Origin of the sequence: Streptomyces sp. NPDC002619 (assembly GCF_042889305.1) — a bacterium.
Taxonomy (GTDB): Bacteria; Actinomycetota; Actinomycetes; order Streptomycetales; family Streptomycetaceae; genus Streptomyces.
In genome coordinates this window covers 21,358-44,126 of sequence record NZ_JBIAQV010000038.1, presented here as the reverse complement: position 1 = coordinate 44,126, position 22,769 = coordinate 21,358, and the positions used below count along the sequence as shown (strand labels likewise).

26 protein-coding genes and 1 pseudogene are annotated in these 22,769 nt (G+C 68.7%); 13 read left to right on the top strand and 14 right to left on the bottom strand.

The annotated features are described in order from the left end of the window. Window positions 1-232 precede the first annotated feature (232 nt). Both ACFYXB_RS36225 and ACFYXB_RS36220 read right to left on the bottom strand, forming a co-directional pair. On the bottom strand, window positions 233-415 hold the full coding sequence (locus ACFYXB_RS36225; RefSeq protein WP_389589276.1) for a cadmium resistance transporter: 183 nt from the start codon (window positions 413-415) through the stop codon (window positions 233-235). 69 nt (window positions 416-484) lie between these two features. Continuing rightward, window positions 485-1,507, bottom strand: coding sequence for an LD-carboxypeptidase (locus tag ACFYXB_RS36220; protein WP_389589275.1), 1,023 nt, complete (start codon window positions 1,505-1,507; stop codon window positions 485-487). A gap of 258 nt (window positions 1,508-1,765) precedes the next feature. Between ACFYXB_RS36220 and ACFYXB_RS36215 the strand changes: the two genes are divergently transcribed. From ACFYXB_RS36215 to ACFYXB_RS36205, 3 genes are read left to right on the top strand one after another with little or no spacing between them, the layout of a single operon-like run. Next, window positions 1,766-2,107, top strand: a complete 342-nt coding sequence (locus tag ACFYXB_RS36215) for a metalloregulator ArsR/SmtB family transcription factor (protein WP_351307766.1) — start codon at window positions 1,766-1,768, stop codon at window positions 2,105-2,107. Window positions 2,108-2,110: 3 nt separating this feature from the next. Beyond that, window positions 2,111-2,617, top strand: a complete 507-nt coding sequence (locus ACFYXB_RS36210) for an SRPBCC family protein (protein WP_351307769.1) — start codon at window positions 2,111-2,113, stop codon at window positions 2,615-2,617. Further along, window positions 2,617-3,282: a dihydrofolate reductase family protein gene (locus tag ACFYXB_RS36205; RefSeq protein WP_389589274.1), complete on the top strand. Its 666-nt coding sequence runs from the start codon at window positions 2,617-2,619 to the stop codon at window positions 3,280-3,282. The genes ACFYXB_RS36210 and ACFYXB_RS36205 overlap by 1 nt, the downstream gene beginning before the upstream one ends. Before the next feature lie 195 nt (window positions 3,283-3,477). On the opposite strand, the gene ACFYXB_RS36200 is transcribed toward ACFYXB_RS36205, so the two are convergent. The 4 genes from ACFYXB_RS36200 to ACFYXB_RS36185 all read right to left on the bottom strand — a co-directional run bounded on the left by ACFYXB_RS36200 (window position 3,478) and on the right by ACFYXB_RS36185 (window position 7,210). Beyond that, entirely contained in the window at window positions 3,478-3,930 is a 453-nt protein-coding gene (locus ACFYXB_RS36200) for a hypothetical protein (RefSeq protein WP_389589273.1), read from the bottom strand. Window positions 3,931-3,980: 50 nt separating this feature from the next. Then, on the bottom strand, window positions 3,981-4,796 hold the full coding sequence (locus tag ACFYXB_RS36195; protein WP_389589272.1) for a phytanoyl-CoA dioxygenase family protein: 816 nt from the start codon (window positions 4,794-4,796) through the stop codon (window positions 3,981-3,983). Between the two features lie 102 nt (window positions 4,797-4,898). Further along, window positions 4,899-5,894 carry a LacI family DNA-binding transcriptional regulator gene (locus ACFYXB_RS36190; protein WP_389589271.1) on the bottom strand — a complete coding sequence of 332 codons (996 nt, stop codon included), beginning with the start codon at window positions 5,892-5,894 and terminating at the stop codon, window positions 4,899-4,901. After that, window positions 5,891-7,210, bottom strand: a complete 1,320-nt coding sequence (locus ACFYXB_RS36185) for a Gfo/Idh/MocA family protein (RefSeq protein ID WP_389589270.1) — start codon at window positions 7,208-7,210, stop codon at window positions 5,891-5,893. Before ACFYXB_RS36185 ends, ACFYXB_RS36190 begins: the two co-directional genes overlap by 4 nt. A 173-nt stretch (window positions 7,211-7,383) precedes the next feature. Here ACFYXB_RS36185 and ACFYXB_RS36180 point away from each other — a divergent pair, with 173 nt between their 5' ends. Both ACFYXB_RS36180 and ACFYXB_RS36175 read left to right on the top strand, forming a co-directional pair. Beyond that, window positions 7,384-8,361 carry an acetylxylan esterase gene (locus ACFYXB_RS36180; RefSeq protein ID WP_389589269.1) on the top strand — a complete coding sequence of 326 codons (978 nt, stop codon included), beginning with the start codon at window positions 7,384-7,386 and terminating at the stop codon, window positions 8,359-8,361. Window positions 8,362-8,409: 48 nt separating this feature from the next. Next, a complete protein-coding gene (locus ACFYXB_RS36175; protein ID WP_389589268.1) occupies window positions 8,410-10,887 on the top strand; it encodes a glycoside hydrolase family 2 TIM barrel-domain containing protein in 2,478 nt (825 codons plus the stop codon). A 13-nt stretch (window positions 10,888-10,900) separates the two neighbouring features. Here the strand turns inward: ACFYXB_RS36175 and ACFYXB_RS36170 are convergent, their stop codons facing one another. Continuing rightward, window positions 10,901-11,752, bottom strand: coding sequence for an AraC family transcriptional regulator (locus ACFYXB_RS36170; protein ID WP_389589267.1), 852 nt, complete (start codon window positions 11,750-11,752; stop codon window positions 10,901-10,903). Window positions 11,753-11,901: 149 nt separating this feature from the next. Between ACFYXB_RS36170 and ACFYXB_RS36165 the strand changes: the two genes are divergently transcribed. Next, complete coding sequence (locus ACFYXB_RS36165; RefSeq protein WP_388507685.1) at window positions 11,902-12,738, top strand: phytanoyl-CoA dioxygenase family protein; 837 nt, start codon at window positions 11,902-11,904, stop codon at window positions 12,736-12,738. Between the two features lie 736 nt (window positions 12,739-13,474). Here the strand turns inward: ACFYXB_RS36165 and ACFYXB_RS36160 are convergent. The 3 genes from ACFYXB_RS36160 to ACFYXB_RS36150 all read right to left on the bottom strand — a co-directional run bounded on the left by ACFYXB_RS36160 (window position 13,475) and on the right by ACFYXB_RS36150 (window position 16,167). Continuing rightward, window positions 13,475-13,741, bottom strand: a complete 267-nt coding sequence (locus ACFYXB_RS36160; protein WP_389589266.1) for a hypothetical protein — start codon at window positions 13,739-13,741, stop codon at window positions 13,475-13,477. Between the two features lie 385 nt (window positions 13,742-14,126). Then, complete coding sequence (gene rox, locus ACFYXB_RS36155) at window positions 14,127-15,671, bottom strand: rifampin monooxygenase (protein ID WP_389589265.1); 1,545 nt, start codon at window positions 15,669-15,671, stop codon at window positions 14,127-14,129. A gap of 358 nt (window positions 15,672-16,029) precedes the next feature. Next, a complete protein-coding gene (locus tag ACFYXB_RS36150; protein WP_389589264.1) occupies window positions 16,030-16,167 on the bottom strand; it encodes a hypothetical protein in 138 nt (45 codons plus the stop codon). Between the two features lie 280 nt (window positions 16,168-16,447). On the opposite strand from ACFYXB_RS36150, the gene ACFYXB_RS36145 reads away from it, so the two are divergent. Both ACFYXB_RS36145 and ACFYXB_RS36140 read left to right on the top strand, forming a co-directional pair. Continuing rightward, on the top strand, window positions 16,448-17,047 hold the full coding sequence (locus ACFYXB_RS36145; RefSeq protein WP_389589263.1) for a carboxylesterase family protein: 600 nt from the start codon (window positions 16,448-16,450) through the stop codon (window positions 17,045-17,047). A gap of 14 nt (window positions 17,048-17,061) precedes the next feature. Then, window positions 17,062-17,301 (top strand): hypothetical protein, encoded by a 240-nt coding sequence (locus tag ACFYXB_RS36140; protein ID WP_389589262.1) that lies wholly within the window; start codon window positions 17,062-17,064, stop codon window positions 17,299-17,301. Between the two features lie 174 nt (window positions 17,302-17,475). Here the strand turns inward: ACFYXB_RS36140 and ACFYXB_RS36135 are convergent, their stop codons facing one another. From ACFYXB_RS36135 to ACFYXB_RS36125, 3 genes are all read right to left on the bottom strand, one after another. Next, on the bottom strand, window positions 17,476-17,760 hold the full coding sequence (locus ACFYXB_RS36135) for a hypothetical protein (RefSeq protein WP_389589261.1): 285 nt from the start codon (window positions 17,758-17,760) through the stop codon (window positions 17,476-17,478). A gap of 224 nt (window positions 17,761-17,984) precedes the next feature. Further along, the gene (locus tag ACFYXB_RS36130; protein WP_351363921.1) at window positions 17,985-18,365 is read right to left on the bottom strand and encodes a toxin Doc; all 381 of its coding nucleotides are present in this window, start codon (window positions 18,363-18,365) and stop codon (window positions 17,985-17,987) included. A gap of 4 nt (window positions 18,366-18,369) precedes the next feature. Continuing rightward, the gene (locus ACFYXB_RS36125) at window positions 18,370-18,618 is read right to left on the bottom strand and encodes an antitoxin MazE7 (protein ID WP_351363918.1); all 249 of its coding nucleotides are present in this window, start codon (window positions 18,616-18,618) and stop codon (window positions 18,370-18,372) included. Between the two features lie 443 nt (window positions 18,619-19,061). On the opposite strand from ACFYXB_RS36125, the gene ACFYXB_RS36120 reads away from it, so the two are divergent. The 3 genes and pseudogenes from ACFYXB_RS36120 to ACFYXB_RS36110 form a co-directional block, all read left to right on the top strand. Beyond that, a complete protein-coding gene (locus ACFYXB_RS36120) occupies window positions 19,062-19,676 on the top strand; it encodes a DUF1326 domain-containing protein (RefSeq protein ID WP_389589260.1) in 615 nt (204 codons plus the stop codon). Beyond that, a complete protein-coding gene (locus tag ACFYXB_RS36115; RefSeq protein ID WP_351363913.1) occupies window positions 19,673-20,428 on the top strand; it encodes a DUF2182 domain-containing protein in 756 nt (251 codons plus the stop codon). The genes ACFYXB_RS36120 and ACFYXB_RS36115 overlap by 4 nt, the downstream gene beginning before the upstream one ends. Before the next feature lie 18 nt (window positions 20,429-20,446). Continuing rightward, window positions 20,447-20,956, top strand: a pseudogene (locus ACFYXB_RS36110) (peptide synthetase); the annotation flags it as partial. On the opposite strand, the gene ACFYXB_RS36105 reads toward ACFYXB_RS36110, so the two are convergent. Next, on the bottom strand, window positions 20,949-21,119 hold the full coding sequence (locus ACFYXB_RS36105; RefSeq protein ID WP_389589259.1) for a hypothetical protein: 171 nt from the start codon (window positions 21,117-21,119) through the stop codon (window positions 20,949-20,951). The pseudogene ACFYXB_RS36110 and the gene ACFYXB_RS36105 sit on opposite strands and share 8 nt — an antisense overlap. Window positions 21,120-21,396: 277 nt before the next feature. On the opposite strand from ACFYXB_RS36105, the gene ACFYXB_RS36100 reads away from it, so the two are divergent. Beyond that, window positions 21,397-21,762 (top strand): peptidoglycan-binding protein, encoded by a 366-nt coding sequence (locus ACFYXB_RS36100; protein ID WP_389589258.1) that lies wholly within the window; start codon window positions 21,397-21,399, stop codon window positions 21,760-21,762. A gap of 543 nt (window positions 21,763-22,305) precedes the next feature. Next, a complete protein-coding gene (locus ACFYXB_RS36095; RefSeq protein WP_389589257.1) occupies window positions 22,306-22,767 on the top strand; it encodes a GNAT family N-acetyltransferase in 462 nt (153 codons plus the stop codon). The last annotated feature ends 2 nt before the right edge of the window (window positions 22,768-22,769 follow it).

The following is a 22,769-nucleotide window of genomic DNA, read 5'->3' as shown; positions in this document are numbered from 1 at the left end:
TAGTTGGAGAAACGGCTGTCCGAAGAACTGGGCACGACGGTCTGGGCCGAATCCGGACTGGGTGCCCCGGCGGACATCGACCGGCTTCAGCGCCGAATCACGCTGCTGGAGCAGCGACTTGCTGACATGTGCGGGGAATTGGAAGAACGGAGTGAGGAGCTGGAGGCAGCCCGCGCCGCCAACCGCGAACTGACCCGGGCCCTGAACCAGAACCCGGCAGAAGCCGATGCTCCTACAGCTCGAAGGCTCCGCCCTCGATGAGGATGAACAGGCCGATGGCGATCAGCACGAGCGGCAGCAGGATGTGGCCCCAGCGGCTGAACGCCTCGGGGATGACCGGACGGGTGGCGAAGAACCGGCCCGCGAAGCACCACACCGCGACCAGGATCAGGAAGACCATGGCATTCACGCTCATCCTGCGCGGTGCACTCGGCGGTGGAAGTGACGCTGCTACCGAGGCCGTCGGCTCACTGATCCGCGTTGCTCAGCCGACCGGTCCCGTCATCACGTGCGGCCGTACCGCCGGTTCGAGCAGCGACAGTGTCCGCTGCTGCGCGTCGAGGGCGACGCGGATGCCGACCGGCATCGGCAGATTCGGGCCGGCATGTCCGAACTCGACGTTTCCCAGGACCGGGATGTCACGGTCGCCGAGGACGTCGAGGACTATCTCGGGGAGGGTCGGGGACGCGTCAGGCGCCCCGAGCCCGTCGATCGCGTGCGGGACGCCTACGACCATGCCGGAGATCCGATCGAGGATGCCGCAGTGCCGCAGCACCTGTAGATAGCTCCACACATACGATGCCTGGCCGCCCATCTCCTCCCAGAACAGCACCGCGCCGTCGAACCATTCGAGCGGCAGCGCGAAAGGCGTCGCCTGCGCCAGCACGATGCGGTTGATCACCCCGCCGATCAGCCGGCCTTCGGTGCGACCGGCACGCCAGCACTCCCACGACGGGGTGGCTGGCAGCGCACCGATCGCCTCGTCGCTGGTCAGCAGCCTCGAGTAGAGCATCTCGAGCACCGCTTGGCGCGCTGCGGGCGCAGCCTGCCAGTGTCCGCCGAGTCCAGGGGTGGCCATGTCGGCATGGAAGCCGACCAGGCCCGTGCGCGCATAGAGCACCAGATGCAGCAGCGAGATGTCGCTGTAGCCGAGGATCGGCTTGGGGTCGGCTGTGATCGCCTCGACGTCGATCAGGTCGAGGTATCCGAGCGCCGTCTGGCCGCCGTCATGCGCGATGATCGCGCGCACTTCCGGATCACGCAGTAGTCCATTGAACTCCTCGGCGATTTCCGCCGGCCGAGCCGTGCTCCACCAGCGGTGCCGCCCTGCCTCGAGGAGCGGTGCCCGACGCACGCGGAATCCCATCCGCTCGAGCACGACCACCGCCTGCTCGAGGTCGGGCTCGTAAGCGGCGTGGAGCGGCCCGGACAGCGATGCGACAACGACGAGATCTCCGGGCCTCAGGGCACGAGGTCGAAGCAGTTGAGGCAGTGCAGAACCGGTCACCGACGCAGTATCCCGACACGCGCAACAACACGCGACCCATATACCGATCGACCGCCCGGCAGGCCCAGCCCGCACAGCCCTCGGCTGGTCCCAATACATGAGCCGACCCCGGGGGAATTACGTGAGCGCCCACAGTCGGCGCGGGGTTACGCAGTGCCGCTGCGGCTCCGAGAGGACCATCGTCAATCGTCATCCGACAAGACTCGCCCGATTTCCAACCGGCTTGACGTATTCCGATATGGGAATATGATGGCTGTCATGGCACGAGCAGCGACGACGTCGGACGCGTTCAACGCGATCGCCGAGCCGCAGCGCCGGGACATCCTGGCGCTGCTGCGGGCGGGTGAGCGGCCGGTGACCGACCTGGCCCAGGAGCTGGGGATGAGCCAGCCGCGGGCGTCCAAGCACCTGCGGGTGCTCCGGGAGGTGGGGCTGGTGCGGGTCCGCGGGGCGGGCAAGCAGCGCCTCTACGGCCTGGACGCCCGCGGGCTGCGGCCGGTCCACGAATGGGTCGGCGGATTCGAGCGGTTCTGGAACGAGAGTTTCGACCGGCTGGACACCTACGTGCAGGACCTCAAGCAGACACGGCAGGAGGAATGACCGATGGCAGGGGCAAGGCAAGAAACGCGGGCGGAGCCGGCGACGGCCGACCGGGAGATCGTGATCTCCCGGGTCATCGACGCCCCGCGGGAGCTGGTGTTCGAGGCGTTCACCGAGGTCCGGCACCTGTCGCGGTGGTGGGGTCCGGAGGGGTTCACCACCACCACGCGGTCCTTCGAGTTCCGCGAGGGCGGGGAGTGGGACTTCGTGCTGCACGGGCCGGACGGGACCGACTACTCCGAGTGGATCCGCTGGCTGCGGATCGCCCCGCCGGAGCGGATCGCGCTGCTGCACGGTGAGTCCCGCGACGACCCGAACGCCTTCGAGTCGGTGCTGACCTTCGCGCCGGACGGCGCGGCGACCCGGATCGTGATGCGCACGGTGTTCCCCACCAAGGAACTGCGCGACGAGGCGGTCGAGAAGTACCACGCGATCGAGGGCGGCCAGCAGACCCTGAGCAGCCTGGCGGCCTACGTCACCGACCTCGCGCGGAAGGGGGCGGAGGGCTGATGGCCGGGAAGGTGTTCTTCAGCGTGACGATGTCGCTGGACGGCTTCATCGCGCCCGAGTCTGTGCCCGTTGACGACTTCTTCGCGCCCGATAAGCAGGACGACCCGGACGTTCAGCGCTGGATGGCGCAGTGGACGGAGCTGCAGCAGTGGCTGTTCCCGCTGCGGTTCGTGCGGGAGAACCTGAAGCTGGGCGAGGGCGGCGAGGAGGGCCGCGACAACGACGTCGCGCGGGAGACGTTCGAGCGCACCGGCGCGAGCGTCATGGGCAAGCGCATGTTCGACCTCGGCGAGCAGGCATGGCCAAAGGAGGCGCCCTTCCACACCCCGGTCTTCGTCGTGACGCACACTAAGCGTGACCCGTGGGAGCGGCCCGGCGGCACCACGTTCCACTTCGTCAACGACGGCATCGAGCACGCCCTCGACCAGGCCCGCGAGGCCGCCGGCGACCGCGACGTCCGCATCGCCGGCGGCGGCGCGACGATCCTGGAGCACCTGAACGCCGGCCTGGTCGACGAGTTCTCGATCACGCTGTCACCGGTGCTTTTCGGCGCCGGCACCCGCCTGTTCGACGGCGTGGACGCGTCCAGGGTCGCGCTGGAGCCGGTCCGTTCGGAGCCGTCGTCGCGGGTGACGCACCTGACCTACGCCGTGCACCCACGGTAGCCGCGCCACCACTCCACCCTGGCGACCCGAGCACCCACGGCGCACACGCTTGAATCAGCAGGCCACCACGGCCAACTGCGAATAGCCGTCCATGGGGAGGCTGACCTATCGCCCCTTCAGGCGACAGCACCACACCTGTCGCAATGACTTGACTGCCCCTCAATGGCGCTGAGCTGCACCAATGCGAACTCCGTACTACCGCGGCAGCTCGGCCCCCCAGAGAAGACGGACCTTGCGGTAGGCGCCGGAGTGGACGGGGAAGAAGCCGCCCGAGTGGCGGATCGAGGCGAAGCACTCGTCGATGAACAGCCCATCCACGTACGTGTCTTGTTCTCCGCAGTACCGGTGCACGTACGACAGCCACGACGGGTGGTCGATGAGGCGCTCGAACGGCTCTCCGGCCTCGACCACGTTTTGCAACTCGACACCCTGCTGGTCCGGGTGTGCGTCTGCTCTGTGGACGTTTCCCCACCAACCCAGAGGCTGCAGAGGCGGGATGGCGTCCAGTGTGGCGCACAAGGCGTCGACCAAGTCCGGTTCCAGGGCCTGTTCCAGGGTCAGGTAGCCGCGCAGGTCGAAGAGGTAGTCGTCCAGGGCTGTGGGCGTGCGGGTGAGTGTGGTTGCGGTTGTAGCGGGGTCAACGGGCATGGCAGGGGCTTCCTTTCAGGATCGTTGACGTTCGGGGAGACGGGCCCGGGCTACGGCCACAGCTGAGGACAGACCTCCGGGTCGGCGTAGTCAGGGACGCCGGCCCGGAGGCGTACGAGGCGGTCGTTGCCGTGGCCGGCCGTGCCAGGGCGGTGGGTGTTGTCGCCGGGCTGCAGGTGGATGGCCAGGGAACGCCGGGGTTCCGTCCCGTGGTTGGGGCCCGAGCCGTGCACGGTGCGGCAGTGGTGGAAGCTGATCTGCCCGCGCCGCATGCGGGTGTGGCGGATGTCGAGGGCGTGCCCCTGGCGGGTGATCTCGGTCTCCAGCCGGCCCAGGTCCTGGGAGAAGAAGTCCAGGCCGGAGACGTCCCAGCGGTGGCTGCCGTCCAGGAAGGAGACCGAGCCTCCGGTCTCGTCCACGTCGTGGAAGCCGACCCAGGCCGTCAGCATCTCCTCGCTGGTGCACGACTGCCAGTACTGACGGTCGGTGTGCCAGCCCACGTTCGCGGCGGTGCCCGGGCGGTCGACCGGCTTGTACAGCAGCTGGTCGTGCCACAGGCGGATGCTGTCCGTGCCCGCCAGCCTGGCGGCGGTGGCCGCGATGAGCGGCTGGGCCACGAGGTGCGCCAGCTCGCGCACGTGCAGGGAGGCGTAGTCGTGCTTGCGCAGGCCCTCGTGCGGGGGCGCTGTCCACCCTTCGTCCGGGGTGTCGAGGTCGCCCGCGTAGTAGCGGGCCATGCCGCGCTCGGCGGCGTCCAGGACCTCTCCGGGCAGGACCACCGGAGAGATCCACCAGCCGTGCTGACGGTAGAAGACGGTGTCTTCGGGGCCGGGCAACAGGGTCTCGTCGATTGCGGGCGTGGTCATCGCATGACCTCCTCGAGGCGGCGAGGACAGGTGTATTGGGGGATGCCGGACATGCCGAGCGTGTCCGACATCTCTCGGGCGCGCAGAAAGGGTTTACGAGGGCTACGAAGCCGCGCCGCCGCCCGGTCGCCCCGTCGACGCGCGTACCACAAGGCTCGTCGGCAGCGCCGCATGCCGCGGTTCGGCGTCCGGGTCGGCGATCCGCTGGAGCAGCAGGTCGACCCCGCGGGCGCCCATCACGTCGATCGGGATGTGCAGCGCGGTGAGCGCCGGGTGGATCGTGCGGGCCATGAACGTGTCGTCGACCGTCACCAGGCTGAAGTCCCCCGGTACCGACCGCCCTTGCCGGGCCAGGCCGTAGGCGACGCCGTGCGCCACCATCTCGTTGTGCGCGATGACCGCGGTCGCGCGGCTGGTCGGGACGAGATCCGCCGCCGCCACTCCGTTGTCGAAGGTGAGGTCGAACGGGCCCAGTTGCTCGACCAGTTCGACCCCGTACTCGTCGCACACCTCCTGCACCGGCCGCCGGTGCCCGACCGTGCGGGCGGTGCGGGTGCCGTTGACGTACACGATCCGGGAGTGGCCGAGCGCCGCCAGGTGCCGGACCACGTGCCGCATACCAGTCGACAGCTCCGCGTACGCGCTGTCGGTCTCGGCCAGCTGGGCGCCGATCAGCGCGACCGGGCCCGACCGCGCCAGCTCGCGCACCATGTCGTCGGTCATGCGCGGGCCGGCCAGCAGCAGGCCGTCGGTCTGCCGGGCCATGGCGCGCGCCAACTCGAAGCCGTCGGCGGGGTCGTCGCCGGTGTCCGCCAGGAAGAGCGCGTGGTCCTTTGCGCGTGCCCGGTGCTGCACGGTCTTGACGATCTCCGCGTAGTACGGGTTGACCACGTCCGGCACCAGCAGGCCCAGCGTCCGTGTGCGGCCGCGCGCAAGGGAACTGGCCGCCCGGTTGGGCGTGAAGTCCAGGCGCCGGGCGACCGCGAGCACCCGCTGCCGGGTGTCGTCCCGTACCGTCTCCGGCAGGCTGAAGACGCGCGAGACGGTGGATGCGGACACCCCCGCCTCGCGTGCCACGTCGGCCATGGTGGCGGTCACTTGACGCGCACCACGTCGCCGATGTCCACCGGTTCACCGTGCGCGAAGGCGGTGTTGGCGGCGAGCCCCGTGGCCAGCGCGAGCGCGCCGTCCACCTCCGTGGCGGTCGGCGCGGTGCCGTCCTCGCCCGTCTCGCCGTCGAAGAGTGCGCGCATCATGCGGGCGTCCCCGCCGCCGTGCCCGGCGTGGTCGAACTCAGGGATGTCCACCTCGCGCGGCGGCTGCCACAGCGGCCGTACGAGGATGCGCGCGCCGCCGGCATTCTCCAGCGTGGTGTCGCCGTGCACGGCCCCCTTGGCGGAGGTGAGTCCGGCCCGCGGTCGCTGCCACGCGCTCTCCTCTACCTCCAACTCCAGTCGGCCGCCGGTGCCGTTGAACATCACCCGGTAGCCCTCCCAGGGGGAATAGGCGGTGAGGTGGTACGACATGCTCGCACCGGTGTCGTAACGTACCAGGACCGCCATGTCGTCCTCGATCGTGATGCCGTCGCCGAAGACGTTCCGGTCACGGTGGTAGCCGTCCGCCTGCTCGGCCTCCAGGTACAGCTCACGCAGGCCCTCGTTGTCTTCCAGGTGCAGGGCGAAGGGGTCGTCCGCCGCCACGGACGAGCCGTGGGCGCGGTCGTAGTCGCGACGGTAGCCGGTGCGCTCGCCGTTCTCTCGGCCGTAGAAGCCGAGCCGGCCCAGGCCGAAGACCCTCTCGGGGCGGGCGCCCAGCCACCAGTTGACGAGGTCGAAGTGGTGGCCCGCCTTGTGCACCATCAGGCCACCGCTGCTCGCCCGCTCCCGGTGCCAGCGGCGGAAGTAGTCGGCGCCGTGGCGCACGTCCAGCAGCCACTCGAAGTGCACGGAGAGGATGTCGCCGATCGCGCCGCCGTGCAACTCCCTGTGGACCCGCTCGTGCACCGGGTTGAAGCGGTAGTTGAACGCCACCGACAGGTCGCCGCCAGTCTCGGCGACGGTGTCCAGTATGCGGCGGCAGCGCTCCGCGTCCGTGGTCATGGGCTTCTCGGTGACGACCCGGCAGCCCGCCCGCAGGGCCGGGACGATGTACGCGTCGTGCAGCGCGTCGACGGTGGTGACCACGACGGTGTCCACTCGTTCGGCGCGGAGCAACTCCGCGAATCGGTCCGGAGTGTACGTACGTGCCTCCGGTCGCCCGGCGGTAGCCAGGAGCCGGTTGTGATGGGCCATGCGCACCGGGTTGGGATCACAGAGTGCAGCGACCTCGATATGCGCGCGACGGGCGAGACCTTCGGTGAACAGCTGTGCGCGACTTCCGGTGCCGACGATGGCGGCACGTGCGGTGGCGGTCATCGCTCACCTCCTCGTCCTGCAACGCTTGCACGCGCTTGCAGAGCCGTCAAGGACTGTTCCTAGGGCCAGTTGAGCGCTTTACTGGATGAAGTCGGCCGAGTGACGGAGACGGATGCACCATTCTGGTTGCGCATTCATCGTCCGATCACCGCACACCACCTCAGGAGCCCCGTATGGCCCTGTTCGACATGCCCGTCGCCGAACTGCGCACCTACCGCCCCGAGCGCGCCGAGCCCGAGGACTTCGACGCCTTCTGGAAGAGCACGCTGGACGAGGCCGCGGCCCACGAACTGACGGCGGAGTTTTGCCCGTACGACGCGGCGCTGACCGAAGTCGACGTGTACGACGCCTCGTTCGCCGGGTGGGGCGGGCACCGCGTGTCCGGCTGGTTCGTCGTACCGAAGCACACGTCGGGTCCGGTGCCCTGTGTCGTGCTCTACGTCGGTTACCACCGCGGCCGTGGCACCCCGCACGACCATCTGGTCTGGCCCGCCTCGGGCCGCGCGGTCCTCGTCCTGGACACGCGCGGGCAGGGCGCGTCGGGCGGCGACCACGCAGGCGCCACCGCGGACCCGTACGGCGGCGTGAACCCGCAGAGCCCAGGCTTCATGACCCGAGGCATCCTCGACCCGCAGGAGTACTACTACCGCCGGGTCTTCACCGACGCCGTCCGGGCGGTGGACGCGGCGAGGAGCCATCCCGACGTGGACCCCGATCGGGTGTACCTCGCCGGCGGCAGCCAGGGCGGCGGGATCGCCACGGCGGTGGCGGGGCTGCGCGACGACGTGGCGGCGGCCCTGGTGGATGTGCCGTTCCTGACGCACTTCCGCCGCGCGGTGGAGATCACCAACAACGACCCGTACCAGGAGATCGTCCGTTTCCTCGCCACGCAGCGGGGCGCGGAGGAGCAGGTCTTCCACACGCTGTCGTACGTCGACGGCCATAACTTCGCGGCCCGAGCCTCGTGCCCGGCGCTCTACTCGGTGGCCCTGATGGATCAGACCTGCCCGCCCTCGACGGTCTTCGCCTCGTACAACCACTGGGCTCACCCGGACAAGTCCATCGAGGTCTACCCGTGGAACAGCCACGAGGGAGGCGCCGGCGAGCATCGCGTCACGCAGCTGAGATGGCTGAAGGAGGTGCATGCGTAACGCCAAAGCCGCCCGACCGTCCACCGCGAACCACGGGAGTGATCGAGCATGTTGCGTCAGACCCTGCACGACGGCTGGCAACTGTCGGCGACCACCGGACCGGTCCCCGCGCACCTCGCGGGCAGGACCGTGCCGGCGCGGGTGCCCGGCAGCGCCCACCTCGACCTGCTCGCCGCCGGCCTGATCCCCGACCCCTACCTCGACCGGGCCGAGGAGGAACTGGCCTGGGCACACCGCACCGGCTGGCGCTACGCGCTCACCTTCGACGCCGCGGCCCCAGCCCCCGACCAACGCGCCGACCTCGCCTTCGACGGCCTGGACACCGTTGCGACCATCGAACTCAACGGCCAACTGCTGGGCACCACCGCCAATATGCACCGCCCGTACCGGTTCGACGCCCGCAAGGCGCTGCGGGCCGGGACCAACGAGCTGGTGGTGTCCTTCCGTTCGGCGCTGGAGTACGCCGAGGAGATGGAACGCCGGCTGGGGCGACGCAGCGGCACCTACCCGCATCCGTTCAACATGGTCCGGAAGATGGCCTGCAGCTTCGGCTGGGACTGGGGGCCGGACCTGCAGACCGCCGGCATCTGGAAGCCGGTTCGGCTGGAGCGGTGGGCCACCGCTCGCCTCGCACGGGTACGGCCGCTGGTGACGGTCGCGGACGACGCCACCGGACGGGTCGAGGTGCATGCGGAGATCGAGCGCGCTGGGATCGGCGAGGACGGCGAACTCGCCCTGGCCGTACGGGCAAAGGGACGCGAGGCGCGTGTCGCGGTGCCCGTGGACGTCGCCTCCGCGCTGGTGACGCTCGAGATCCCGGACGTGGCGTTGTGGTGGCCCGACGGGTACGGGGACCAGCCGCTGTACGACCTCGCCGTGGAGCTGCGGGACGGTGCGGGTGCCCAACTCGACGCCGCGACCCGCCGTATCGGCTTCCGCACCGTCACCGTCGACGTCACTCCGGACGAGATCGGAACGCCGTTCACCTTCGTCGTCAACGACAAGCCCGTCTTCGTCAAGGGCGCCAACTGGATCCCCGACGACCACTTTCTCACCCGGATCACACGGGAGCGCCTGGCCCACCGAGTCGACCAAGCTCTGGGCGCCCACATCAACCTGCTGCGGGTCTGGGGCGGCGGCATCTACGAGACAGAGGACTTCTACGACATCTGCGACGAGCGCGGCCTGCTCGTCTGGCAGGACTTCCCCTTCGCGTGCGCCGCCTACCCTGAGGAGGAACCGCTGCGCTCCGAGGTCGAGGCCGAGGCCCGCGAACACGTCACCCGCCTCGCCTCCCATCCGTCCCTCGCCCTCTGGAACGGTGCCAACGAGAACATGTGGGGTTACCGCGACTGGGGCTGGCGCGCGGAACTGGAGGATCGCACCTGGGGGTACGGCTACTACACCGACCTGCTCCCGAGGATCGTCGCCGAACTCGACCCCACCCGGTTCTACGCAGCCAACAGCCCGTACAGCCCCGGCCTTTCGCTCGACCAGGTGCACCCCAACGACGAGAACCACGGCACCCGGCACGAATGGCAGGTGTGGAACACGACCGACTACACCGCCTACCGCGAGCACATCCCCCGGTTCTGCTCCGAGTTCGGCTTCCAGGCCCCGCCCACCTGGGCCACTCTGACGCGCTGGATCCACGACGAACCGCTCACCCCCACCTCCCCCGCCTTCCTCCTCCACCAGAAGGCCGAGGACGGCAACGGCAAGCTCGACCGCGGATTCGCCCCCCACCTGCCCCGGCCCGCCGGCTTCACCGACTGGCACTGGACCACCCAGCTCAACCAAGCCCGAGCGGTGACCTTCGGCATCGAGCACTTCCGCTCCTGGTGGCCGCGGACCGCGGGCGCCGTCGTATGGCAGCTCAACGACTGCTGGCCGGTGACCTCCTGGGCTGCCGTCGACGGCGACGGTCGACCCAAACCGCTGTGGTACACCCTGCGCCACGCCTACGCACCGCGGCTGCTCACGATCCAGCCGCGCGACGAGCGCGCCACGCTGATCGCCGTGAACGACACCGACACCGCGTGGACCGGCACGGTACGGGTCGAACGGCAGTCCTTCCACGGCGACGTGAAGGAAACGATCGCCGTCGAGCTGGACGCGGCTCCGCGCTCGGTGGCCCAACTCGCCATTCCCGAGACACTGTTGAGTACCAGCGACCCGAAACGTGAGGTCTTCGTGGCGACGAGCCGTGAGGTCCGCGCCGTACACCTCTTCCTGGAGGACCTTGAACTCGCCTACGACCCAAGGCCCTTGACCGCGCAGGCCACCGCCGCGCCAGGCGGCTACCGCGTGGACGTGAGCACCACCTCCCTCGCCCGAGACGTGGCCCTGCTCGCCGACCGGCTCGCCCCGGACGCCGAGGTCGACGACATGCTCGTCACTCTCCTCGCCGGCGAGACCCACTCGTTCTTCGTCCGCACTGCGGCACGCCTGGACCCTGCGGAGCTGACCGGCCCGCTGGTCCTGCGCACCGCCAACGACCTCGGCGACCCCACACGGCGGACGTGACACGCGACTGGGCTCAGGAAAGCTCCGTGTGGGCGGCCCGGTACTCGGTCGGCCGCAACCCCTTCAGCTCGCGGAAGCGACGGTTGAAGTTGGACAGGTTCCGATAGCCGCTGCGGGCGGCGACCTCCGTGACCGGCAGGAAGGTATCGGTCAGCAGGGAGCACGCCGTCTCCACCCGGAGCTGATTGACGTAGTCGGTGAGCGTACGGCCCATGGCACGGCGGAAGAAGCGGCTGAAGGACGTCGGCGCCATGTGGACCAGGGCCGCCACCTCCGCCAGGTGCACCGGCCCGGTATGGGTCTGCTGGAGGTGGCCGCAGACGGCGTCGATGCGGTCGCGCACCGCGGTACCCGGTGCGGGGGCGTATCCGGGGCCGGTGATCGGCGTGGCCGTGGTGTCCGCCGCGAGGCGGCGCAACACGTCGAGGAGCACCACGGTCTGGACCGCGCCCTCGACGAGGGGCAGCCGGGCCAGGAGCGCCCGCAGTTCGCCGGTGGCACAGCCGAAGCGCACGCCGCGTGCAGACCGGGTCAACAGGCCGTCGAGCGTGCGGAATTGGGGCAGGGCGAAGAAGTCGGGGCCGAGGAAGTCGTGCCGGAACTGCGCCACCACCGCCTCGGCCGTGCCCTCCCCCTCCTCGGAGGCGAAGGTGTGCGGCAGATCGGGGCCGAGCAGGACGAGGTCGCCGGGGTGGTAGCGCTCCACGGTGGTACCCACATAGCGGGTGCCCGTGCCCTCCGTGATGAGCGTGAGCTCGTACTCCCGGTGGTGATGCCAGGCGAAGTCGAAGGCGCTCTCACGGCGGACGAAGCAGCCGAAAGTGGTCCCGTCGGAGACGTCCGGCTGCTCGTAGCGCGGCTTCACGCGAGCATCGTAGCCCGGGCCTCCGCCGTGTGAGTGAGGGACAACTCAGTACCAGAAGTGGGCAACAGCCGTGTGGCGGCGCCGTTTTCGCGCTGCGACGGTGGAGACCGGCACCCGCCCGCCCCCTGACGTATGAGGAGCAAGGCGACATGACCGCGCTGCCCCAAGCACCTGTCTGCGAGTTGGACATCGCCTACGAGGGCCTGGCCCCGACCGCGACCGCCGACTTCCACCGCGACGGCTTCGTCCACCTCTCCGGTGTGCTGTCCGCGGAAACGATCGCGGAGTACGAGCCGACGATCACCTCCGAGGTGATCAGGCTGAACACCCAGCATCTGCCGCTGGCGGAGCGTGACACCTACGGCAAGGCGTTCCTGCAGGTGACGAACCTGTGGCGCGAGAGCAAGAAGGTCAAGCGGCTGGTGTTCTCACGTCGGTTGGCCGGTATAGCGGCCACGCTCCTCGGCGTGCACGCCGTGCGTCTTTACCACGACCAGGCCCTGTACAAGGAGCCCGGCGGCGGCATCACGCCCTGGCACGCCGACCAGTACTACTGGCCGCTGTCCTCCGACCGGTGCCTGACGATCTGGCTGCCGCTCCAGAAGACCCCCCTCGACATGGGTCCTCTGGCCTACGCACGCGGCAGCCACAACTTCTCCCACGGCCGCGACCTGCCCATCTCCGACGAGTCCGAGGCACGGCTCAAGGAGGCGCTGGCCGAGCAGGACTTCGAGGACGTCGTCGAGCCCTTCGCCCTGGGCGACGCCGGCTTCCACCGCGGCTGGACCTTCCACCACGCGGGCCCGAACCACGGCACGATGCCGCGCCGCGTCATGACCGTGATCTACATGGACGCCGACATCCGGGTCGCCGAACCCACCAACAGGCAGCAGGCAGCCGACCGCGGCTTCATGCCCGATACGGAGATCGGCCACGTCCCCAGGACGCCGCTGAACCCCGTGCTGTACGACGCCCGGACCACCTGACGGGCCCGGGCACACCTGCCGTATCTGCGCCTGATCGCATGCGAGCTGCGCTGTTTCGTGGGTGGGGACCTCGCTGATATGAGGTCGTGAGCTGGTGAGGTGAATCGGTGCACGATCGGTTCGTGCACCGATTCAGCAGGTCGAAGCCGCTGAGACGCCGTCGGACCTTGTACGAGGGCTGACACCATGACAGCGCAAGGACGGCTGAACCCTTATCGAGGAAGCCGGGCATACGGACCCTGACCGTATCCACCGAATGCTGAACCGGACCCAGCGGGAAACCAATGAGGCACCGGAAGACGTGCGCCAATACGTGGTGGACAGCCCTGGCGGCCGGGAGTGCGGTACTCGTCCTGCATGACACCGGCTCGCTGCGGAGAGAAGCGGCCTCGGCCTGGGTGCAACGGCAGCACTCCGGCACCGCCGGGCGTACGGAGAATCCCCCAGAGGTGCCCAGGACCGGTCGTTTGCCCGACCCCGCGCACGCAGGCCGGTCGACCGTCGTCCACATCTGCCGAGAGCTGTACACAGTTGCGCGCCCACCTCCCCCCTCAGCCTGCTCGTAACAGCAACCCCGCCACCGTGACACCCTCCACTCCCAGGCCGATCGACCGACGCCCAGACGGGCATACCTGACGACCTCGCCCGTTTTGCACCCTCACCCGCGAGATCCAACTGAAGGGGTTCAGAACTGCTGCCGTCGCTGTGGTGACGTTGTCGACCATGTGGGGTCATTTCAGAGGCTGCCTGGGCGGACAAGACCGGTCCTTTTGACCCCGCTCAGATGCTGCCGCCACTGCTGCGTACGCTCGGCTTCAGGTGCAACAACACCGCCTACCGGCCGGTGATGGACGCGCTCGTGCTGCTGGAGAAGTACGCCGACGTCGACGGCAAGACCCGCTTCTACGACGTCGGCGACGTGGTGCCGATGGACGGCGTGGTGCGCAAGGACTGGCGTGAGGCGGTCGTCGACGACAAGGGCAGGATCGAGCGCATCCCCCATGAGCTGTGCGTGCTGGTGGCCCTGCGGGATGCGATCCGCCGCCGCGAGATCTATGTCGAGGGCGGGATGCGGTGGCGCAACCCGGAGGACGACCCGCCCGGCGACTTCGAGTCGGCCCGCACCGTGCACTACGCCGCGATTCGCCAGCCCGAGGACCTGGGGGATTTCGTCGCCGGCCTGAAGCGGCGGATGACGCAGGGCCTGGACCGGCTGTCTGCGGCGCTCGCGGACGGCTCGGCGGGCGGGGTGACTCGGAGGCTAACCCTCCTCGCAGGCCGACCCTGGCGCCAGAGCACCACGGCTGATGCTGCCTCCAGCCTTCCGATGGTCAGTCGCTACTGGCCGTTCGATCCTCCTCACGGGCCTTTCGGTTGCTCAGGCGAAATCAGTTGGCGGGCTTGCCGAACCAGCGGGAGAGGTGGTCGTCCAGGTCCTGCTGATCGTCGCCGATCCAGGCGACGTGGCCGTCGGGGCGCAGCAGGACGCACGGAACATCCAGTACCGCAGTGGGATCCGCAAGGTGATCGACCCGGTCTGACCAGTCGCCGACGGTCAGGCATTCGGTGCGGTCCAGCAGCAGGCCGCGGCCGCGATGCAGCAGACCATAGAGGTGGCCCTGTTTCACGTCGATGTCGCGCAGGCGGCGGCCGAGCAGGTCGGGGCCTTCGCCGAAGTCGTAGCGGATGCCGATCGCGGTGATCTTCTCGATCAGATAGCGGTTCACCTCGTCGAAGTCCATCAGTTCGGTGAGCAGCCTGCGCACGGCCTGCGGGCCCGGTTCGGTGGAGTGCAGTTCCATCTGGGCGCGGGTGTTGTCCAGCACGTCCTCGGCGACCGGATGACGTTCGGCCTGGTAGGTGTCCAGCAGTGTTTCCGGCGCCCAGCCGCGGATCTGTGCGGCCAGTTTCCAGCCGAGGTTGAATGCGTCCTGAACGCCCAGGTTGAGGCCCTGTCCGCCGGTGGGTGGATGGATGTGTGCCGCATCACCGGCCAGCAACACCCGACCGACCCGATAACGCTCGGCCAGCCGGGTGGCATCCCCGAAGCGGGACAACCAGCGCGGGGAGTGCACGCCGAAATCGGTTCCGGCGATCGCGCGCAGCTGTTGTCTGAAATCCTCGAGGGTGGGCGGTTCCGCGCGATCGCTGACTCCCGCGGCGGGGACTACGACGCTATAGACCCCTTCGCCGAAGGGCCGGAGCCAGAATCGCTGATGGGTCTCGCGGATTTCGGTCACCTTGGCGGCGATCTCCTCCTGCGGCACACCCACTTCCATCTCGCCCATCAACGTCTCGTTCCGCGAGGGCTCGCCGGGGAAGCCGACACCGAGCAGTTTACGCACCGTGCTGCGCCCGCCGTCACAGCCGACGAGGTAGCGCGAACGCAACTGTTCCCCGTCGGCCAGTTCGACCGTCACACCCTCGTCGTCCTGCTCGAAACCGGCGACCGCGCAACCGCGCCGGACCTGCGCACCCCGTGCGATCGCATGCTCCTCGAGCAGGCGAACGATGACCGGCTGCGGGATACCCAGCAGATAGGCGTACGCGGAATTTAGGCCCTTGGGCGCGGGTTTGGGGATGGCGGCGAAGAAACCGCCGGCCGGACGCTGTCTTCCATGCTGGAGAATGCGATCCAGCAGTCCGCGCATCGCCATCAGCTCGAGACTGCGAATATGCAGACCGACGATGCGGACGAACGACACGGGCTCGGTTTCCTTCTCCAGAACGAGTACCCGCACATCGTGCAGCCGCAGTTCGGCGGCCAGCATCGCGCCAGTCGGCCCGCACCCGGCAATGATCACGTCGAACATGAGGGGCTCGCGATCGGCACTGGAGGCCGACGACCGGAGTCCGGGGACGTCGCCCACGGTGAAGTCGCGCTCGACCGTATCGCTCGACGACGGCTCGGCGGTGAACTGCGGAGAGTGCATAGGTGTTGCCTTTCGGGAGTGCCTTGTTGGCGAGGCACTCCCGGCGACACCTACGTCAATCGCCCGACCGTGACGGGAAGGGGGAGCACCCACATCGATACAGCGTTCATGGGTCTCACCTCCTCGGGCGGTGTCACGGTCCACTGCAAGCTACAAGCCCGAGCATCACCCCGTCCAATCCTTTCCCAGCCACGTGATCACGACTCAAACGGGCCCGTGCGGTTGCAGGGCGAATCCGGCGTGGCGGCCTGGCTGGTCACGGTCACGGTCACGGTCGACGGTCTGCTCCTGGCTGCCCCCCCCCCGAGGCGGACCGGATCTCGGAAGGCGCTGCCCTGATGAGGTTCGCTCGTGGCCACTACGCGAACTGGTCGTAGGCGAGCTTGACGACCAGCGCGATGACGACGCACAGCAAGACGACCCGAATGAATCGACTTCCGCGGTTGAGCGCGAAGTGGACGCCAAGTCGGGCACCCGTGAGGTGGCATGCGGCCATACCGAGCCCGAGCAGCCACAGGACTCGCCCTCCGCGGCCAACGCAAACGCAAGATCCGCATCCCGGAAACCTGGCCCTGGGCCCATCAACTCGCCACCTGCATCGAGCTCCTACACCGCACGCGGTCAGGCGCCGCGCGCCGATCGACACGTGAGCCGCACCCCCCCCAGTGGGCTGTCGCCGCGATCGACGCCTACCTCGACGGCACACGGAAAGCCACGTGACCGGCCGCCCCGCGCGGCTACTTTGCACCGTGGGTCAGAGGTAGGAGACCGGGGCCATGTACTCGGTGCTCGGCGGCCCTGGTGTTCCCCGCGACCTGCAACGGGCGCTCGCGCACGGCGCCCTGGAGGGCAAGTCGCTGCTGATCGGTACCACCCGGGACGAGGCGACGGCCTTCACTGCCTTCGCCCCGCGCATCCAGAACCTCACCTCCGCCGGCGCGCTGGACCTCCTGACCGGCCAACTCGGCGAACAGGCCCACGAGGTCTACCAGCGTCATGCCGCCCGGCTTCCGCAGGCCGCACCGGCGCAGGTCTTCACCGCGTTGCGGACCGACGAGCTGTTCCGCAACGGCTCACTGCGGATCGGCGACCGCCACGCGGCCGGCGGCAACGCGACCTACGTCTACCAGTTCGGCTACCAGTCGGCTGAGGACGAGCACGTTCTGGGAGCTACCCACTGCGTCGAACTGCCCTTCCTCTTCAACACGTTCGACGCCTACCCGGACAGCCCGATGCTGGGCAGGCCCACCGACGCCGAGCGGGCCCTGGGCCACACCTTCGCAACCGGGGTCGCCGAGTTCGTCACGACCGGATCGGTGAACGACTGGCTGCCCTACACGCCCACCACGGCCGCCCGCATCCAGCACTTCGGCTGAGACAGGAGACGACGGTGAAGCGCCTCTTCGGCCGTGCCGCCATGCCCCACTGGGCCGAGTTCCTCGTCCTGCTGGCCACCATCTGCCCTGCGGACCGGCTGTACTCCCTGACCGTCGCCGGCCGGTTCGCGCACTGGAACGAATGGCTGCGTCCCGTTTCCTTCACGTTGGGAGTGCTGGTGCCCCTGGTCTTCATCGTGATGCCGGGCGTCGGCGCGCTGTGGAAGTCCCTGCACGCGGCTGCCACCAAGTAAGTCCCGTCGATGGCCGGCGCCCCGAACCCGCGGGGCGCCGGCCATTACGTTGCCGTGACAGCACAAGCCCGGCGGATGTCCGCCGGCCCTCACAATCGAACACTGCGGTGACGCCCCGTGACTGCTCCCCAAGATCTGTACCAGCACCGTTCTGACGTGCACGACCAAGTGCTCCTACTCCGATTCTGGCCGTGGGCGCCATGTGCCGTCGAGCGGAATGCCGGCGGCCGCCGCGATCCGGTTGCGTGATTCGACCAGTCGGGTCCTCAGCGCCGCCAGGTCCACGCCCATCAGCACGCCGTCGCGTTTGACCACGCGGCCGGCGACGAGGACGGTGTCCACCAGGCCGGGATGGCCGGCGCTGACGATGGTGGCGACCGGGTCGGTGACTGGGAACACGGTCAGGTCGTCGGCGCGCAGAAGGAGGAGGCCCTGGACCACGCCGAGGCGGCGACGCACACTACCGAGGCCGCCGCTGCCCCCCCCCCCCCCCCCCCCGCGCAAGCGATCGCCCTGCTCTGAGACGCTCCAACCGCCTTGCCCTGCCCGGCTGTTCACGGTCCGGGCAGGGTCCCGGGAGAGGAGCACGTGCCTGAGCGCGTCGGCTTCTTCAAGGCCGTCGTCACCGCCTGTCGCGACGACGCCGACCACGCCCCACGCTCATCTCCGTATTCACGGCTCACTCACCCGTTCCTGCGCCAGGACCGCAGCCTTTCGGCGATGCTGTATGAGTCCAGTCGCAAGGCGCGGATGTCGTGGATCACGTCGCGCCAGAGTTCGAACTTCGTGTCCACGTGTTCCCCTGAGGCCTCCAGGTAGGCGATCGCGAGACCGTACCCGAACATCTCGTTGCGGGCCGGAAGGGGGCGCAACAGTACGCACTCCTCCAGGAAGGTGGCGGCCCTCCAGAAGGCGTCAGGGTGGTGCTGGTCGTGCCGGGGCGGATCAACCCTGTGGCGGGCCGCCATCCCGACCAGCACGGAGAAGTCATTGACGGTCAGGTCGTCCGGGAGGATTTCTTCCTGGCGCTCCAGGAACCACCGGTAGTCGACGTACAGATCCACAGGTTCAGGCCGCCCGCGGGGTACCCGGCTCGGCCGGCGGAAGACCGCCGAACTCGGCGTCGAAGGCCTCCACGATGCCTGGCTCGTTGATGGCGCGGCGGAAGACAGCGGTCGCTGTCTCGAGACGGCGAGCGTTCTCCTCTCGCAGGGCCAATTCGGCCAGGTACTCCTTCATGGACATGTGCCTGCCGTCAGCCAGCGCCCTGAGCCGGTCGCGTGTCTCTTCGTCGATCTTGACGCTCGTGTCTGCCATGCCTCGAGTATGCCGCTCAGCATACCGGCCGCGCTACCGTCGCTCCGGAATGGGCTGTGAGTTGCAGGTTCCCCATGTCGGATACGACACAGCAGCGGGATTCACGCCTCCAGCACCGGTAGTTCCACCCTTTCCTACACCGAGAGCACGAGGAACACAGGAGGTCTCTGCGGGATCTCGCCGAGAGCCTCGGCCTGCCCCAACGCATCGTGGTCCAGCGGGCCAAATGCCTCGGCATCAAGATCCATCCCGGAGGCACCCGCCCTCACCGCTTCGATCGGAGTCAGCGATCAGCGTTACCTGGATCGGGCAGCGGCCTGATCAGTGCGGAACTGCGCGAGGGGATCGTCGGGAATAGCGTGGAAAAGAGTGGCACCGGGACGGACGGATCTCCCGATGCATTTCCTCCGGCGAGGGGGGGCGCAAAACAGGGAGGCAAAGCCATGCCCTGGAATCTGAACGGCACGTACCTGGAGAGCTGCAACTGCGACGTGGTGTGCCCCTGCACCACCTCGGGCCTCACCGCACCGGCCGACCACGAGCGCTGCCAGGTAACCTTCGCGTTCCACGTGGACAGCGGGAATGTGGACGGCGTGGACGTCTCCGACCGCAGCGTCGCCGTCTTCATCGACGGGCCCCGAGTGATGGCCGAGGGCGGCTGGCAGGTGGCGCTGTACGTCGACGCGTCGGCCGACGACGGCCAGGCGGAAGCGCTGGGCAAAGTCTTCTCCGGCCAGGCCGGCGGGCCGATGGCAGCGCTCACTCCGCTCATCGGCGAGGTCCTCGGCGTGGAACGCGTCCCCATCGACTACCGCGACGACGGCCGCCGCCACTCCGCACGGGTGGGCAACGCCATCGACATCGAGATCGAGGACCAGGTCGCCCCGCAGTTCGGCGATGACGGTCCGGTCATGGCCTTGACCGGCATGTTCCACCCGGCGAACAGCACGCTGACGATCGCCCGGTCCACGCGGGCGACGGGCGACGGCGTGTACGGCCGGTCCTGGGACTTCACCGGCGGCAACGGACACTCGGCACCGTTCACGTGGTCCCCATGACCGGTCGGCCGGTCACCGTCCGCAGGGCGGACCCCGCCGGGCTGCTGCTGGTCGCAGCGGCCGCCGCCTGGGTCTGGGTGGTGACGCGCTCTGGCGGCATGGAGGCGATGCCCGGCACCATGGGCCTGAGCCTGCCCGCTTTCCTGGCCGTGTGGGCGCTGATGATGGCAGCGATGATGCTGCCTGCCACGGCGCCCGTCGCCGCACTGTACGCACGCACCATCAGCGTGCACCGCGCGCCGCGCATGGTCGTTTTCACGGTCGCCTACCTGGTCGTCTGGGCCGCGGCAGGCCTGCCGGCGTACGCACTGGCCGCCGGCCTGGGCCGGGTGGCGAGCCTCCCCGCCGCGGCCGGGACCGCAGTGGCCGCGGCCGTGTTCGCGGTCAGCGGCGTCTACCAGCTCACACCCCTCAAAGACCGCTGCCTGGCGAGGTGCCGCTCGCCGATCGGGCTGATGCTGCGCTACGCCTCGTACCCAGGGCCCTCGCGCGATCTGCGTGCCGGAGCCCACCACGGGGCCTTCTGCCTGGGCTGCTGCTGGTCGCTCATGGTGCTGCTGGCAGCGTTCGGTGTGATGAACCTGTGGGCCATGGTGGTCCTGGCCGCCGTGATCACCGCCGAGAAGCTCGCTCCGGCCGGCCGCCTGGTCGCCTGTGGCGTGGGGATCGCCTCGATCGCCCTGGCCGTCGCCGTCTTCTGGGTCCCGGCGCTGGCTCCGGGCCTCACCGGTGGCGGTACGGCAGGGATGTGAGACGGGGCTTGACCCCTCCTGTACGGCGTAGCCCAGTTGCTGTTCTTCCTCGGTTATTCCTTCGTCGCCGGTGTCGTCGGCGCCCGGGGCTACGAATGGGTCGCCACCGGCAACGGCCTGCTGCACACCTATCTGCGGTCGGTCCTGTTCGGAAGCGGCGCTTTCGTCGCTGTCTGTCTGTTCCCGATCGCCGCCAAATGGATTCTTGTCAGCCGGTGGAAACCCCGTGAATTCCCCTTGTGGGGCCTGACCTATCTGCGTTTCTGGCTCGTCAAGGTGCTGCTCCACGCCAACCCGATGATCCTCTTCGTCGGCAATTCGCTATATGCGCTGCAACTGCGAGCCCTCGGCGTACGCATCGGCAAGGGCGTGACGATTCTGTCGCCCTCCGTCCCCGTCTGCACCGACCTGATCACGATCGGCGCGGGCACCGTGATCCGGAAGGACTCGTTCTTCCTCGGCTGCCGGGCGCACTCCGGTCGTATCCACACCGGCCGGGTCACTCTCGGCCGGGACGTGCTCATCGGGCTTCGAGGCGGACCAGGCGGAACGGAGGACCGTCGGTCGTGCGACGCACACGGCGACGCGCCGCGTAGGCGAGCCCAGCGGCCACCCCTACCAAGACGATCTTGGCGGGCAGGACCTGCTCGTAGCTGGTGCTGGCGAGGTCGTCGAGCGGGACCAGGAGCACAGCGGTGATGAAGCCGGTGGCGACGACGGCTGCGAATTTGCCTCTTGCTTCGATCTTTGCTCGAAGGCCTGCCGCCAGATGGCGACAGACCTTCTCTGTGTTCGGGCTGGCTGCCAACAGTGGACAGACAACGGTCGACCCGACCGCCTCATAATGCCATCGGCACGGTCGTAACGGTTGCAACTGGCAAGCGTTGTTCACTGTGGGGACAATGGTTCATATCCATTGCCCCAGATACCGAGCCGCTCAATCCAGTGGCCGGACCGAGAGGAGCGGCATGAGGCAGCGCAGACCTGTCACCTTGGGCGCGGCGCTGTGCACAGCCGCTGCACTGGGCCTCGCAGTGCCACATATCGCCGTAGCCGTCCCCGATCAGTGTTCCTACATCTCGTCGACGTCCCGGCCCACGCTTACGTATGGTGACACCAGTGAGGCGGTCAAGCAGGCGCAATGCCTGAGCAACGTGTGGGGAGGCCAGCCACCCAAGCTCTCACTGGACGGGGCCTTTGACTCGGTCATGCTGAAGAAGATCGAGTGGATTCAAGGCTGCCACGGATTGCCGGTGAGCGGCGTCATCGAGGGCCGCACCTGGCAGGTGCTTTATGACCCGGCCCTGGACTGTTACGACCCCTATCCAGCCTGAGCAACCGATGACCGGTCCGTCCCCGACGAGTGTGCGCATCGCGAACCGGTGAACGCGTTGGGCCGGCAAACTACGCACACACGGCGTTCCGTGAGGGTGCGTCCCGGCCGGTCGTCTCTGGACTTCATGCTGGCGAACGTCCCATCCACGGTTTTCGCCACGAGCACGCCCTGACCTGACGGCAACACCATCTGGGCCCGCCACCAGGTCACCACGGCTGGGGGCGCCGCGCCGTTCGGACCAGCATCCGAACGGCGCGTCACATCGCTACAGGGCTAGGGTTCTCTGATCCGGCGCGGGACCGGGGCGAGCTGCGGTTCCATGCGCTCCGTCAGTCGACCGCTGCGCGCGAGCGCCGCGACGGAGGCGGCGCACGCAAGCCCGGTGGCAGCCAGAGCGCACTAGGCCTGTGTCGAAAGTGGCTGGTTGTGACTCTGTGGCCTGTGTTTCTATTCCGGAGTGAACATCGAGAGCTCCGGGGTGCCTGATGGGTGGCCGAGCCTCTGCGTCCGGCAGAGGGCTGGTGGCGATGTTGAGGAGTGCGTGCGGGTCCTCGCGGAGGTCCATCAGCTTGACGGCTATCCGGTGAACTGGCCTGATCAGCCCGGCGAGTGGCTGTCACGCGGTCCCCTGTTGGGCTCCTGGGTTGCCGAACTCGAAGGCCGCCTGGTTGGGCATGTCAGTTTGTCGCAAGGCGGCGAAGGCGATCTGGCCCCGATGTTGTGGAGCGAGCGGAACGGGGCGACGCGGGGTATGACCGCCGTGGTCGCCAGACTGTTCGTTGCCCCGCAGGCGAGGGGACATCGGATCGGTGCACTGCTGATCGGCCAAGCAGTGGAGGAAGCGCGGCGTCGTGGCCTGCATCCGGTGCTCGACGTCGTCGCATCCGATACTGCCGCGGCAGCCCTGTATGAGCGGCTGGGCTGGAAGCTGATGGCCATAGTCGAGCAGCAGTGGAGCCCTCACCAGACGGTGGCCGTCCGCTGTTATGCAGCGCCAACGTGACG

Bases quoted from the DNA above. Each gene is read 5' to 3' on its own strand.
- ACFYXB_RS36225 (WP_389589276.1), bottom strand. From the start codon at position 415: ATGAGCGTGAATGCCATGGTCTTCCTGATCCTGGTCGCGGTGTGGTGC.
- ACFYXB_RS36215 (WP_351307766.1), top strand. From the start codon at position 1,766: ATGGCACGAGCAGCGACGACGTCGGACGCGTTCAACGCGATCGCCGAG.
- ACFYXB_RS36210 (WP_351307769.1), top strand. From the start codon at position 2,111: ATGGCAGGGGCAAGGCAAGAAACGCGGGCGGAGCCGGCGACGGCCGAC.
- ACFYXB_RS36205 (WP_389589274.1), top strand. From the start codon at position 2,617: ATGGCCGGGAAGGTGTTCTTCAGCGTGACGATGTCGCTGGACGGCTTC.
- ACFYXB_RS36200 (WP_389589273.1), bottom strand. From the start codon at position 3,930: ATGCCCGTTGACCCCGCTACAACCGCAACCACACTCACCCGCACGCCC.
- ACFYXB_RS36195 (WP_389589272.1), bottom strand. From the start codon at position 4,796: ATGACCACGCCCGCAATCGACGAGACCCTGTTGCCCGGCCCCGAAGAC.
- ACFYXB_RS36185 (WP_389589270.1), bottom strand. From the start codon at position 7,210: ATGACCGCCACCGCACGTGCCGCCATCGTCGGCACCGGAAGTCGCGCA.
- ACFYXB_RS36180 (WP_389589269.1), top strand. From the start codon at position 7,384: ATGGCCCTGTTCGACATGCCCGTCGCCGAACTGCGCACCTACCGCCCC.
- ACFYXB_RS36175 (WP_389589268.1), top strand. From the start codon at position 8,410: ATGTTGCGTCAGACCCTGCACGACGGCTGGCAACTGTCGGCGACCACC.
- ACFYXB_RS36165 (WP_388507685.1), top strand. From the start codon at position 11,902: ATGACCGCGCTGCCCCAAGCACCTGTCTGCGAGTTGGACATCGCCTAC.
- ACFYXB_RS36160 (WP_389589266.1), bottom strand. From the start codon at position 13,741: ATGGGGGATGCGCTCGATCCTGCCCTTGTCGTCGACGACCGCCTCACG.
- rox (WP_389589265.1), bottom strand. From the start codon at position 15,671: ATGCACTCTCCGCAGTTCACCGCCGAGCCGTCGTCGAGCGATACGGTC.
- ACFYXB_RS36150 (WP_389589264.1), bottom strand. From the start codon at position 16,167: ATGGCCGCATGCCACCTCACGGGTGCCCGACTTGGCGTCCACTTCGCG.
- ACFYXB_RS36145 (WP_389589263.1), top strand. From the start codon at position 16,448: ATGTACTCGGTGCTCGGCGGCCCTGGTGTTCCCCGCGACCTGCAACGG.
- ACFYXB_RS36125 (WP_351363918.1), bottom strand. From the start codon at position 18,618: ATGGCAGACACGAGCGTCAAGATCGACGAAGAGACACGCGACCGGCTC.
- ACFYXB_RS36120 (WP_389589260.1), top strand. From the start codon at position 19,062: ATGCCCTGGAATCTGAACGGCACGTACCTGGAGAGCTGCAACTGCGAC.
- ACFYXB_RS36115 (WP_351363913.1), top strand. From the start codon at position 19,673: ATGACCGGTCGGCCGGTCACCGTCCGCAGGGCGGACCCCGCCGGGCTG.
- ACFYXB_RS36100 (WP_389589258.1), top strand. From the start codon at position 21,397: ATGAGGCAGCGCAGACCTGTCACCTTGGGCGCGGCGCTGTGCACAGCC.